Here is a 12546-nt window from a genome sequence, read left to right as displayed (position 1 = left end):
TGATGAGGAACGCTCTCATGGCGAAGCGACGCAAGGTCTCGAACCCGCTGGCCCTGGTGGTCCTGGCCGAGCTCGGAGCCGAACCGATGCACCCCTACGAGATGGGGCGCCGGCTCAAGGAGCACGGCAAGGACCGCAACGTGAAGTACAACCGCAGCTCGCTCTACATGGTCGTGGAGCAGCTGCGGAAGGCCGGGTTCGTCGCCGAGCAGGAGACCGTCCGCGACACCCAGCGGCCGGAGCGCACCGTCTACGCCCTCACGCCCGAGGGCCAGGCGGAGATGCTCGACTGGATGCGCGAGTGGCTCTCCGAACCGCAGGACGAGTACCCGGCGTTCGGGGTCGCCCTGTGCCTGCTCGTGGTGCTTCCGACCGAGGAGTCGGCCGAACTGCTCGGCCGGCGCCTGGAGGCGCTGGACGAACGGATCGACGCCTCGCGCGCCCTGCTGCACAAGGGCGAGGAGATGGGCGTCCACCCGATGTTCGTCGTCGAGGAGGAGTTCGCCCTCGCGATGCTGCAGGCCGAGCGCCGCTACACCGAGAGGCTCATCGCGCAGATCGGGGAACCGGAGTTCAACCGGACCCTGCGGGAGTTCATGAGGAGCCTGCAATGAGCGGAACACGTACGGCGCGCAAGGCCCTGGTCATCGGCGGCGGCATCGCCGGGCCGGTGACGGCGCTGGCGCTGCGCAAGGCCGGCATCGAGGCGGAGGTCTTCGAGGCCTACCCGACCTCCGCGGACGGCATCGGCGGCACCTTCATGATCGCTCCCAACGGGCTCGCCGCGCTGGCCGCGGTCGGGCTGGGGGCCGAGGTCGGCGCAGTGGGGCAGCTGATCCATCGGATGGTCCTGGAGGACGGGAAGGGCGGCGTCCACGCCGAGATCCCGGTCGGCGGCCGGGTGATGCGCCGCGCCGAGCTGTACACGGTGCTCCAGCGGCGGCTGCGCGAGGAGGGCGTCCCCGTCCGGTACGGCAAGCGGCTGGTCGGCGTCGACGAGGGCCCGACCGGCGTCACCGCCCGCTTCGCGGACGGCGGCACGGCGGACGGCGACCTGCTGATCGGCACCGACGGCACCCGCTCCGTCGTCCGCGAGCTGATCGACCCGGCCGCGCCCGGCCCGCAGTACACCGGCCTGATCGGCGTCGGCGGCCACAGCGCGCACCGGCTGGACGGGGTGCCCGGGCGCGCCGAGTCCGTCCACTTCGCGCAGGGCGGCCGGGCGTTCTTCGGCTACTGGGCGCTGCCGGACGGCGCCGGGACGACCTGGTTCAGCAACATCCCGCAGCCCGAGCAGTTGAGCCCCGAGCAGGCCCGCGGCACCTCGCGCCAGGAGTGGCTGGCGCTGGCGCGCGAGCTGCACGCGGACGACCTGCCCGCCCGGGACGTCCTGGCGGAGGCGGACGCCGCGACCATCGAGGTCTTCCCGCGCCTGGAGATCATGCCGTCCGTGCCGCACTGGTACCGCGGCCGCCTGGTGCTGGTCGGCGACTCGGTGCACGCCCCGTCCAACAGCTCCGGCCAGGGGGTCTCGCTGGCCGTCGAGAGCGCCGTCGAACTGGCCCGCTGTCTGGCCTCGCACCCCGACCTGCCGGGCGCCCTCGCGGCCTACGAGGCGGCGCGGCGACCGGTGGTGGAGGAGGTCGCGGCGCGGGCGGCGGAGGTCAACGGCCAGAAGGCGAGCGCCGGGGCGGGGAGCTGAGGCCGTGGTGACGGGAGGGCCGGCCGTGACCCGGACGTGATCGTGTTCGTCGGGCCGGACAACGCCGTACGGGGGAATTTAGCCGCCCGGCCAATCATGTGGCCGGGCGGTCAGGAATAGCGTTCGTGACTGTGACCGGCGTGCAATCCGCGTCGGCAACCCCCCACGATCGAAGGAGAGCGTGCGCTCTATGGACGCTGTGACCCAGGTCCCCGCGCCGGTGAACGAGCCGGTCCACAGCTACGCCCCCGGCAGCCCGGAACGGGCTCGCCTGGAGGCCAAGCTGAAGGAGCTGGGCGGCCAGGAGCCGGTCCAGCTGACCATGACGATCAACGGTGAGCGCCGGATGGGCGGCGGCACCGAGATCCACGTCGTCCAGCCGCACAACCACGCGGCTCGCCTCGGTACCCTGCGCAACGCCACCCAGGCCGACGCGCAGGACGCCATCGACGCTGCCCTGGCCGCGGCCCCGGCCTGGCAGGCGCTCTCCTTCGACTCGCGCGCCGCGATCTTCCTCAAGGCCGCCGACCTGCTGGCCGGCCCCTGGCGCGAGACCCTGGCCGCCGCCACCATGCTCGGCCAGTCCAAGACCGCCCAGCAGGCCGAGATCGACACCCCCTGCGAGCTGGTCGACTTCCTGCGCTTCAACGTGCACTTCGCCCGCCAGATCATGGCCGAGCAGCCGATCTCCTCGGACGGCGTGTGGAACCGCAGCGACCACCGCCCGCTCGAGGGCTTCGTCTACGCCATCACCCCGTTCAACTTCACCGCGATCGCCGGCAACCTGCCGACCGCGCCCGCGCTGATGGGCAACGTGGTGCTGTGGAAGCCGTCCCCGACCCAGCAGTACTCCGCGCACCTGCTCATGCAGCTGCTGGAGGAGGCCGGCCTGCCCAAGGGCGTCATCAACATGGTGACCGGCGACGGCCTGGACGTCTCCGCCGTCGCGCTCAAGCACCCCGCCCTGGCCGGCATCCACTTCACCGGCTCCACCGCCACCTTCCAGCACCTGTGGCGCGAGGTCGGCAACAACATCGCCGGCTACCGCACCTACCCGCGGATCGTCGGCGAGACCGGCGGCAAGGACTTCCTGGTCGCCCACCCGTCCGCCGACCCGGCCGTGCTGAAGACCGCCATGACCCGCGGCGCCTTCGAGTTCCAGGGCCAGAAGTGCTCGGCGCTGTCCCGCGCCTACGTCCCCGCCTCGCTGTGGGCCGGCCTCAAGGACGAGTTCGCCGCCGAGGTCGACGGCCTCACCATGGGCGACGTCACCGACCTGTCCAACTTCATGTCCGCCGTCATCGACGAGCGCGCCTTCGCCAAGAACAAGGCCGCCATCGACCGCGCCCGGGCCGACGCCTCGGTCGAGGTCATCGCGGGCGGCACCTACGACGACTCGGTCGGCTACTTCGTCCGCCCGACCGTCCTCGTCTGCCAGGACCCGGCCAGCGAGTACTTCCGCGACGAGTACTTCGGCCCGATCCTCGCCGTGTACGTCTACGAGGACGAGAAGTACGAGGAGATGCTGGCCCAGATGGAGTCCGTGTCGGCCTACGGCCTGACCGGCTCGATCATCTCCCAGGACCGCGCCGCCGCCCAGGACGCGATGCACAAGCTGCGCTTCGCCGCCGGCAACTTCTACATCAACGACAAGCCGACCGGCGCCGTCGTCGGCCAGCAGCCCTTCGGCGGCGGCCGCGCCTCCGGCACCAACGACAAGGCCGGCGCCAAGCAGAACCTCGCGCGGTGGACCTCGACCCGCTCGGTCAAGGAGACCTTCGTCCCGCCGACCGACTACCGCTACCCGCACATGGGCTGACCAGGCCCACCAAGGCCGCGGGGGCGCTCCTTCCGACCCCGCGGCCTCCCCGCGACGCCCCGTCCCGCAGCCCGGCGTCGCACCCCCGGGCGGCGGCCCCACCCCCGTGGCCGCCGCCCGGGCCCTTCTGCCATCCTTGGAAACACAGCCCAGGAGTCACGATGCTCCGTACCGCCCTTCTCGCGGCCTCGCGGTCCCCGCAGATCCGCACCATGGTCGAGAAGTTCCCGCTCACCCACGCGATCGTCGACCGCTTCGTCGCCGGTGACGCCCTCGACCCGGCCATCGCCGCGTACAAGGAGCTGATCGCCACCGGCCGCACGGTCACCTTCGACCACCTCGGCGAGGACACCCTCGACGTCTCGCAGGCCACCGCCACCACCGACGCCTACCTCCTGCTGCTCAAGGCCCTGGAGGAGAACGGCATCGCGGCCGGCGCCGACGTCTCCATCAAGCTGACCGCCGTGGGCCAGTCGCTGCCCGTCGACGGCGAGAAGATCGCGCTGGAGAACGCCCACCGCATCTGCGAGGCCGCCGCGAAGATCGGCATCACCGCGAGCCTCGACGCCGAGGACCACACCATGGCGGACGGCCAGCTCTCCATCGCGCGCGACCTGCGCGTGGACTTCCCGTCCGTCGCCGTCGTCGTGCAGGCCTACCTGCGCCGCGCCGAGGGCGACTGCCGCGACCTCGCCCACGCCGGCTCCCGCGTGCGCCTGTGCAAGGGCGCCTACAAGGAGCCCGAGTCGGTCGCCTTCCAGGGCAAGCACGACGTCGACCTCGCGTACGTCCGCGCGCTCAAGGTCCTGATGGCCGGCGACGGCTACCCGCAGGTCGCCACCCACGACCCCAACATGATCAAGATCGCCGGCCAGCTGGTCGAGTGGAACAACCGCACCAAGGACTCCTTCGAGTACCAGATGCTGTACGGCATCCGCCCCGAGGAGCAGCTGCGCCTGGCCGCCGAGGGCAACACCATGCGCATCTACCTGGCCTACGGCCAGGAGTGGTACGGCTACTTCATGCGCCGCCTCGCCGAGCGCCCGGCCAACCTGACCTTCTTCCTGCGCGCCATGGCCACCCGCAGCTAGCCTGCGGCACGCCCGGAACGCCACGACGGCCCGCACCCTTGACGGAGGGTGCGGGCCGTCGTGCGTGGTCAGAGGAACGGCTTGGTGTCGAGGTCGAAGTCGAAGGGCTCCGGAAGGGCGAGGGGTTCGCCGAAGGCGGCGAGGTGGACTTCGGTGTACTCCTCGCGGTGCGGCTTGCCGAAGAGGCTGAGCTGCGCCTTCTCGCGGTCGACGAGGAGGTAGAGCGGGATAGCGGCCCGGGCGTAGCAGTGGCGCTTGGCGATCCGGTCCTGGTCGGGCTTCCCGGAGGTCACCTCCACCACCATGGCGACGCCGTCCGGCTCCATCCAGGATGGGGCACCCCGGAACAGGCGGAGCTCCTCGGGGGCGAACGTGAGATCGGGAATGACGTGGTTCTTCGGGCAAAGGCCGCCGCTGACGAGACGGAGCCCCTTGCCGCCGGACACGCTCATGTCGGTCTTGGACCGCCGGATCACCTGCGTGATCAGGTGGCTGATGTGGTCCTCGTGATCGCCGTCCGGCGGTGGTGCCACGATGATCTCTCCCTCGATGAGCTCGGCTCGGAAGCCTTCGGGGGAGTGCAGGCTCAGGAAGCTCTCCAGCAGGATGTCGGCCTGCGATGGGGAGCCCGTGATCGGTTGCTCATGCGCCACAGCACTCATGATGCCCCTCCTTCAGGGGAGCGTCACGCTATTCGCCTTCGGGCCGGTTATGCCGTGCACGGCGGACTTTCACCCGATGGTGTGAGCGCTGCGCTACAGCGGGCGGTGCATGACGTGGAGGCCGACGTAGCCCTCGGTGGGGTGGTGGAAGGCGTCGGGGACGGTGCCGACGATGGTGAAGCCGAGGGACTGGTAGAGCTTCACGGCGTGGTGGTTGCTGGCGACGACGGCGTTGTACTGCATGGCGCGGAAGCCGGCCGCGCGGGCCCAGTCGAGGCTGTACTCGACCAGGGCCCGGCCGATGCCCTTGCCGTGGTGGGCCGGGTCGACCATGTAGCTGGCGCTGGCCACGTGGGAGCCGTTGCCCGGGCGGTTGCGGTTCATGTTGGCGGTGCCGACGATCCGGCCGGCCTCGTCCACCGCGACCACCGTGCGGCTGGGGGCGGCGAGCATCCACCACTCGGCGCCGAGCTCGGAGGGCATGTCGAGCGGGTAGGGGAAGGTCTCGCCGGCGGCGACGATCTGCTGGAAGAAGGGCCAGATGGCCGGCCAGTCCTCGGGGGTGGCTTCGCGGATGAGCATCCGGTCAGGATGGGGGGAGCGGCGGCCGGTGGCAACTGGTTTTGTCGGTCGGTCAGGTGCCGAGGAGGGCGTCCTCGACCTGGGCGGCGATGTGGGCCTGGCCGGTGGCGTTGGGGTGGACCAGGGCGTACCTGAGGGGGAGGTAGCTGGTCAGGATGCCGTCGAGCCAGTGGTCGGGGTCGCAGACGCTGTGGCCGGTGGAGCCGGGGTAGAGGTCGACGAAGGTGTCCTGGTGGCGGGCGGTCCGGGCCGCGATGACGCCGTTGAGCGGTTCGAGGATCGCGGTGCGGGCCCAGGCGAGGTCGCCGGTGGTGAAGGTGGCGAACTGCTGCAGGTCGCCGTAGCGGCAAAGGGCGGCGTCCTCGGGGATGAGGTGCGGGTAGCCGACCGTGACGACCCGGGCGGACGGCGCCTTGGCGTGCAGGGAGTCGAGCATGGCGTCGTAGCCGCCGCCGAGCCGCTGCAGGCGGTCGGGCAGGCTCGCGTCGTACTTGTCCTTGCAGGGCGTGCCCTGGCCGTGGCTCGCGGCGCCGAGTTCGATGCAGTCCTTGAGGATCTGGGCGAAGCCGAGGTCGTTGCCGCCGACGCCGACCGTGATGACGTCGGCGTCCGGGGAGACGGCGTCGATCTGCGGCGGGACGGGCGGGTAGGGCGCGTTCGGGTCCGTGCCGTCCGGCGGGAGCGGGCGGCCGATCGGGCTCTGCTTGGTCGCGTACACGTTCTCGGTGGTGGCGCCGCCGCAGCTCACGTCGTGCAGGTCGGCCAGGGAGCCGAGGTCGCGGCGGATCACCTCGGGGTAGGAGAGCTCGGTGCGGGCGCAGCCGTCGCGGGGCTGGGTCAGGTCGCCGGTGGCCTCGATGACGCCGGCGGTGTAGGAGTCGCCGAGGGCGGCCCAGTGGAGGGTGGCGGGGCGCGGGGTCGGGCGGGCGGCGGCCCGGGCGCCGGTGGGGGAGATCAGGCCGGCGGCGAGGGCGACGGCGGAGCCGGCGACGGCGAGGCGGGACAGGAGGCGTGGCACGGTCTCTCCTCAACGGTGCAGCGGGTGCAACGGGTGCGGGGGAGAACGTGCTTCACCCCCCTGAAGGTTGATCGAGCCGGTCCGTGGACGACTTGATGCCTCAGGAGGGTGAATTCACGGGCGTGACCGTGACGTTGGGGCGGTGGGATCAGAGCAGGGCGGCGGACGGCTCGATCATGCCCCGGGCCGTCTTGGCGTCGACGAACTCGCCGAGAGCGGTCATCTCCCACTCGCCGGACGGGCGGCGGACCAGCTTGCACATCACCACGCCGGTGTACGGCTCCGAGTGGGTGAGGTCGAAGCGGACCAGCTCCTCCTCGGACTTCACGTCCACCAGGCGGCAGTAGGCCTTGCGGACCTCGGTGAACTTCTGGCCGGAGAAGGAGTTGACCACGAAGACCAGGGCCTGGACCTCGGCCGGCAGGCCCTCCAGGTGCACGGTGATCGACTCGTCGTCGCCGCCCTCGCCGCCGACCAGGTTGTCGCCGGAGTGGGCGATCGAGCCGTTGAAGATGTTCAGCTTCATGAACCAGGCCGTCTCCAACCGCTTGTGCTGCGCGTCGAAGGCCAGGCAGGAGGCGTCCAGGTCGATGTCGCGGCCCCGGCCGGCGGACTCCCAGCCCAGGGCCATCCGGACCGAGGAGAGGTACGGGCGGCCGTTCTTGACCAGCGAGACCGAGCTGCCCTTGACCAGGCTGACCCGGCCCTTGTCGAGGGTGACCTTGGGGGTGCTCGGCGGGGCGGCGGGCGGCGGGGTGGGCGCGACGGGCGGGGCCGGGGGCAGCGGCGTCGCGGTGGTGAAGCCCACCCGCGGGTCGACCGGGGGCGCGGGCGGCGGCGCTACGGGCGGTGCGGCCGGTGCGGGCGGTATCGGCTGCGCGGCGGCGGGTTCGGCGGCCGGGGCGGCCGCGGGGGAGTCGTCGACGGTGACGCCGAAGTCGGTGGCGATGCCCGCCAGGCCGTCCGCGTAGCCCTGGCCGACCGCGCGGACCTTCCAGGCGCCGCCGCGCCGGTAGACCTCGACCACGATCAGCGCGGTCTCCAGGCCGAGCCGGGCCGGGGTGAAGGTGACCAGGACGGCGCCGGTGTCCGCGTCGCGGACGGTGGCGGTCGGCTCCATCCCGGCGAAGGTCGAACTCTGGTCGGCGGGGCTGGCGGTGACCACGATCTTTTCGATGCCGGCCGGGACGGCCGCGGTGTCGACGGTGATCGCGTCCGGCGCGCCCGCGGCGGCCGGGCGCAGGCTGACGCCGGGCCCGTGCGGGGCGTTGAAGAAGACGAAGTCGGCGTCCGAGCGGACCTTGCCGTTGTCGGCCAGCAGCAGGGCGGAGACGTCCAGCGCCTTGGGCGCGGTGACCTCGACGGTCACCCGCGGGGCGGTCAGCGGGGCGTTGCCGCCCGGGGGCAGGACGGTGGACACGGACTCCTCCTCGGATGCGGGGCGACGGCCCGGCCGGGGCGGGCGGGGCCGCCGGGCCGGGTGCTGCCCACAGTAACGAACGGCCGTACCGGGATGAGCCCGGCCGGGGCGGTGACCTGTCGGATCGTCGGTCGGGCGGGCAGTTCCGGCGTCAGCGGGTGGCGGGCTGCGGCACGGGTGTCGCGAAGCCGCCGAGGGCGGCGACCGCCCGGGGGTGGTGGATGCCGAAGGCGGCGGCGTTCCAGCTCTCCGCCGGAGCGGTCGGGGCGGAGGCCGGTGCGGCCGGGCGGCCGCCGTGCACGGTGAAGCCGTAGCGGCCGGGGCGGACGTCGGTGCCGGGCGGGGTGGTGAAGCGGTACACCAGGGTGCCGCGCTCCTGCTGGGCGGTGACCACCGCGCCCGGCAGGTCGGTCCAGGCCGAGCCGCTGCCGGGGGCCGACTCGCCCGGGGCGAGCCGGAACTCGGCCTGCAGCGCGGTGACCGGCTCGGTGACGGTCAGGTCGAGCCGGTGCCGCAGGCCGTCCGGGCCGATCGGGGTGCGCCGGGCGACGCCGGTCAGCCCGGGGGCGGAGTCGGCGTCGGTGGCGTCGGCGGTAGCGGCGGCGTCGGCCGGGTGGTCGCCGGCGTCCACGACGGGCGCGGGCACCGGCACAGGCGCGGGCGCCGGGGCCGGAGCCGGGGCGGTGGCGCCGGGCAGCGGCCCGGGGGCGAGCGGCCGGGCGGCGTGCGGGTGCTGGGCGGGCGCGGGCGGCGGGGGCGAGACGGAGGCGGAGGGCGACGCGGTGGCCGAGGGCGTCGCCGGTCCGGCGCCCGGCGGGGTGCTCGGCTGCTGCGGGCCCGGGAGCGTGCCCTCCGCCCCGGCGAGCGGGGTGTCCTGGCCGGGGGCGTCGTGCACGGCGGTCTGCCCGCCGGCCGGCGGCACGATCGGGGTGGGCCGGTCGCCGGCCGCGGCCGGGCCCTTCCCGGGGTGGCGGGTGGGGTGGGCCGGGGGCCGGCCGGACGGCGGCGGGGCCTGGTCCCGCGCGTCGGCGGCCTCGGTGGCCCCGGCCAGGTCGGTGGCGCCGGGGGTGGGCGGCGGGGTGGTGCCGACCCGGGCCACACCCGGCGCCCGGCGGCCGACGCCCTGCTGCTCGTTCAGCAGGAGGGTGGTGGCGATGCTGATGCCGACCACGGTGGACATCGCCATCGCGGCGCCGGAGAAGCGCAGGGTGGGCAGCCGGAACCGGCCGCCGAACGGGCGCGGCCGTCCGTGCCGGCCGTGCTGCGCGGGCTCGTACCGCACGTCCCGCACGTCCCGCACGGTGTCCTCGGGTACCGCCACCGGACCTCTCCCTCCCCGAAGTCGCCGTCGCGTCGCAGCATTCTCCCATGCACCACGGGGCGTCCCGTGCCCGGCCGTTGGGGGCAGGGGAGGGGTCGCCCTCCCGCGCGGGAGGGGGAGAGCGTACCAGCGGGTGGCCGAACGGTGGACGCCTTCCATCCACTTCGTGGACACTCGTTCACCGGACGGGAATTGACGGTCCGTCTGATAACTCCGGCGCCGGGCCGGACCGGTCGGCCGATGGTGATTGCAACCCTCTTGCAACCCTTGCCCGCCGGGTCGCGGTGACGCAGGCTGAGGTCAATCCACGCCGTCCCGGAGAGACCGTCATGCCGCCCGACCCGCTGTCCGCAGCCTCCAGTGCACCCCTCGCCGCCACCCCCACGGGCGGCGATGGGGAGGGCTCCACCGCCGCTCCGGCGGCGGTGGAGGAGGTGCTGATGCTGCGGATCTCACTGGGCGAGGAGGTGGTCGGCGAGGTGCGCACCCGGTTCCGGTTCGACGCCGCCCGCCCGTACGAGGTGCTGCTGACCTTCCACCTGGGGCGCCCGGACGAGGCGGACTGGGTGTTCTCCCGCGACCTGCTGCGCGACGGCCTGCGCATGCTGAGCGGCCAGGGCGACGTGAAGCTGTGGCCGGCCTACTGCCCCTGCCACGGCTCGACGCTCCACCTGGCGCTCGAATCCCCGCACGGCAGCGCCCTGCTGGAGGCCTCGATGCCCCGGGTCCGGGCCTGGCTGGACCGCACCTACGCGCTGGTCTCCGTCGAGCAGGAGCGCGACTGCGGCCCGACCGACGCCCAGCTGGCCGCGCTGCTCGCCGGCCCCTGCTGAGCCCCGCGCCCCGGCCCCCGCGGCTGCGGGACGGCTGACGGCGCGGCCCCCGGCAGCCGGACCGTGCCCGCCGCCAGCGCGGCCCGCAGCCGCCGCACGGCCGGGGCCGAGGAGGCCGGCAGCAGGTCGTACGGGTCCTCCGGGCCGTCCACCGTGACCAGCACCGACTCGGCGAAGCGGTACGGCCGGTGGGCCAGCAGCCCGCCCAGGTAGCGGCGCAGCCGGGAGAGTTCGGCGCGCACCGTGACCGTCCGTGCCGGGTCGCCGAACAGCGCCTCCGCGAGCTGTGCGGCGGTGCTGCCGTCGCGGGCGGTGGCGAGCAGGAGCAGCAGTTCGGCGTGCCGCGGGCTGAGCGGGTGCGACCAGCTGTCGGCGGCGCCCCGGACGGACAGTTCGGGGCGGTCCGGGCGGCGCAGGTCGAGCCGCAGCCGGGCGCCCTCGGCGCGCTCGGTGCTCGGCGTGCCGGGGCCGTTCGCCCCGGGGCCGTCGTTGCCGGAGCCGTCCGCGCCGGGCCGCCGGACGGGGCGCACCAGCCAGCCGTCCGCGAGCGGTTCCAGGACGCACTCGCCGAGGCCCGGCACCCAGTGCAGGGCCGCCGGGGCCCAGCCCTGGCTGGGCACCCGCAGCCGGTCCGGCGCGGGCAGCCCGGCCGCGGCGGCCGTCCAGCCGGCCGAGTCGACGACCAGGGCGGGCCCGCCGACCCGGGCGAGCAGTGGCGCGGCCAGGGTGCGCAGCTGGTGCAGCGCCTCCAGCCGCTGGGCGCGCAGCTCGGTCTCGGCGAGCCGGGCGGCGGTGGCGGTGAGCTGCATCAGGTACGGGCGGACGCTGTGCGCGGGGCCGCTCAGGTTGATCGCGCCGACCAGCCGCCCGGTGCCCGGGTCGTGGACGGGCGCGGCCACGCAGGTCCAGGAGTGGTGACTGCGCAGGTAGTGCTCGGAGGAGTGGACGTGCATCGGCCGCTGGGTGCGCAGCGTGGCGGCGATGCCGTTGGTGCCGACGCTCTCCTCGGTCCACCGGGCGCCGGTGAGGAAGCCGATCCGCTCGGCGCTGCGGCGCAGGCCGCGCTCGCCCTCCTGCCAGAGCACGTGGCCCTCGGCGTCGGCGATCGCCAGGATCAGCGGCGCCTGGGCGACCGGCTGGAGCACGGTGTCGCGCAGCACCGGCATGACGGTGTCCAGGCCGCTGGCGCGGCGGCGGTGTTCGAGCTCGGCCGGGCCGAGGTGGTGGACGCCGGTGATGCCGGTGTCCGGGTCGAGGCCGAGGCGGCGCAGCCGGGCCCAGGAGTCGCCGATCTCGGGGCGGGGCTCAAGCAGGGCGCCGGGGCTGTCGGGGTCGGGGCCGCCGCGGTCGGCGAAGGCGGGCTGGGTGAGCTCCCGGGCGGCGGCGTCGGCGAGGGTGCGCTCGTGCACCTTGGCCAGTTCCGCCGCGGTGGGCGGGGTGCGGCGCTCCGGCCGTCGGGACTGCCGTCCGGTCTGCCGCACTCGCCTCGCTCCTCAGCGCCGTCCGAGGTCGCGCCGGGGCCGACGCGCTGACGAAAGCGTACGGGTGCGGTGCGTTTCTGGGGATGGGGTCCGTCAACTCGGCCGGGGGCCGGTCCGCGCGCTCCTGTCGGCGGACCGGCCCCGGCAGCGGTGCGCACCGGTGGTCTACCGCTGTGCGCCGGGTTCGTGCTGGGCGGCCTCGACGGCGTGGTGCAGGTCGGCGGTGGCCTCCAGGCTGGCGCCGGCGCTCAGCGCGAGGCAGGCGGCGAGGGCCAGGGCGGCGGCGCGGCGGCGGGTGTCGGGGGCGGCGGCCGGGCGGGGCTGGAGGAGGGCGGCGACGCGGCGGGGGACGGGGCCGGAGTGGGCGGCGGCGACCAGCCGGGGGCGGGCCGGCCAGGGCGAGCGGCTGGCGGCGAGGGCGGCCCGGCCGACCGCGCGGGCGGTGACGGCGCGGTCGCCGACCCGGGCGGCGGCCACCTCGTCGGCCCAGCGCTCCAGGTGGTACCCGAGGGGCGCGCGCAGCGGGCGGAGCGCCGGGTGGAGGTTTGCGGCGTGCTCGGCGAGCGCGAGGAAGAGGTGGTGGCGGGCGCTCAGGTGGGCGCGCTCGTGGGCGAGCA

Annotated in this window: 12 protein-coding genes; 5 read left to right on the top strand and 7 right to left on the bottom strand. The window is 74.4% G+C overall.

Annotated elements, in window-relative coordinates:
- Positions 1-17: 17 nt before the first annotated feature.
- From VM95_RS30555 to VM95_RS30540, 4 genes are all read left to right on the top strand, one after another.
- A complete protein-coding gene (locus tag VM95_RS30555; protein ID WP_045702875.1) occupies positions 18-614 on the top strand; it encodes a PadR family transcriptional regulator in 597 nt (198 codons plus the stop codon).
- On the top strand, positions 611-1702 hold the full coding sequence (locus VM95_RS30550) for an FAD-dependent oxidoreductase (protein WP_052706773.1): 1092 nt from the start codon (positions 611-613) through the stop codon (positions 1700-1702). The genes VM95_RS30555 and VM95_RS30550 overlap by 4 nt, the downstream gene beginning before the upstream one ends.
- A gap of 190 nt (positions 1703-1892) precedes the next feature.
- Positions 1893-3521 (top strand): L-glutamate gamma-semialdehyde dehydrogenase, encoded by a 1629-nt coding sequence (gene pruA, locus VM95_RS30545; RefSeq protein ID WP_045702873.1) that lies wholly within the window; start codon positions 1893-1895, stop codon positions 3519-3521.
- Between the two features lie 161 nt (positions 3522-3682).
- Positions 3683-4612, top strand: coding sequence for a proline dehydrogenase family protein (locus VM95_RS30540; RefSeq protein WP_045702871.1), 930 nt, complete (start codon positions 3683-3685; stop codon positions 4610-4612).
- A gap of 68 nt (positions 4613-4680) precedes the next feature.
- On the opposite strand, the gene VM95_RS30535 is transcribed toward VM95_RS30540, so the two are convergent.
- From VM95_RS30535 to VM95_RS43410, 5 genes are all read right to left on the bottom strand, one after another.
- Complete coding sequence (locus VM95_RS30535; RefSeq protein WP_045702868.1) at positions 4681-5274, bottom strand: Uma2 family endonuclease; 594 nt, start codon at positions 5272-5274, stop codon at positions 4681-4683.
- A 93-nt stretch (positions 5275-5367) separates the two neighbouring features.
- Positions 5368-5856, bottom strand: coding sequence for a GNAT family N-acetyltransferase (locus tag VM95_RS30530; RefSeq protein ID WP_045702866.1), 489 nt, complete (start codon positions 5854-5856; stop codon positions 5368-5370).
- 52 nt (positions 5857-5908) lie between these two features.
- The gene (locus VM95_RS30525) at positions 5909-6874 is read right to left on the bottom strand and encodes an SGNH/GDSL hydrolase family protein (protein ID WP_045702864.1); all 966 of its coding nucleotides are present in this window, start codon (positions 6872-6874) and stop codon (positions 5909-5911) included.
- A gap of 148 nt (positions 6875-7022) precedes the next feature.
- A complete protein-coding gene (locus tag VM95_RS30520) occupies positions 7023-8282 on the bottom strand; it encodes a TerD family protein (RefSeq protein WP_045702905.1) in 1260 nt (419 codons plus the stop codon).
- Positions 8283-8445: 163 nt separating this feature from the next.
- Positions 8446-9615, bottom strand: a complete 1170-nt coding sequence (locus VM95_RS43410; RefSeq protein WP_045702862.1) for a hypothetical protein — start codon at positions 9613-9615, stop codon at positions 8446-8448.
- Between the two features lie 329 nt (positions 9616-9944).
- Between VM95_RS43410 and VM95_RS42860 the strand changes: the two genes are divergently transcribed.
- The gene (locus tag VM95_RS42860) at positions 9945-10448 is read left to right on the top strand and encodes an SsgA family sporulation/cell division regulator (RefSeq protein ID WP_052706634.1); all 504 of its coding nucleotides are present in this window, start codon (positions 9945-9947) and stop codon (positions 10446-10448) included.
- On the opposite strand, the gene VM95_RS30505 is transcribed toward VM95_RS42860, so the two are convergent.
- Positions 10364-11929 (bottom strand): GAF domain-containing protein, encoded by a 1566-nt coding sequence (locus VM95_RS30505; RefSeq protein ID WP_052707669.1) that lies wholly within the window; start codon positions 11927-11929, stop codon positions 10364-10366. The two genes, VM95_RS42860 and VM95_RS30505, sit on opposite strands and share 85 nt — an antisense overlap.
- 165 nt (positions 11930-12094) lie before the next feature.
- The coding region (locus tag VM95_RS30500; RefSeq protein WP_045702860.1) for a M48 family metalloprotease at positions 12095-12546 on the bottom strand (452 nt) is incomplete at its 5' end.

It is taken from the genome of Streptomyces rubellomurinus (assembly GCF_000961885.1).
GTDB lineage: Bacteria > Actinomycetota > Actinomycetes > Streptomycetales > Streptomycetaceae > Kitasatospora > Kitasatospora rubellomurina.
This window is presented reverse-complemented; position numbering and strand designations above follow the sequence as displayed.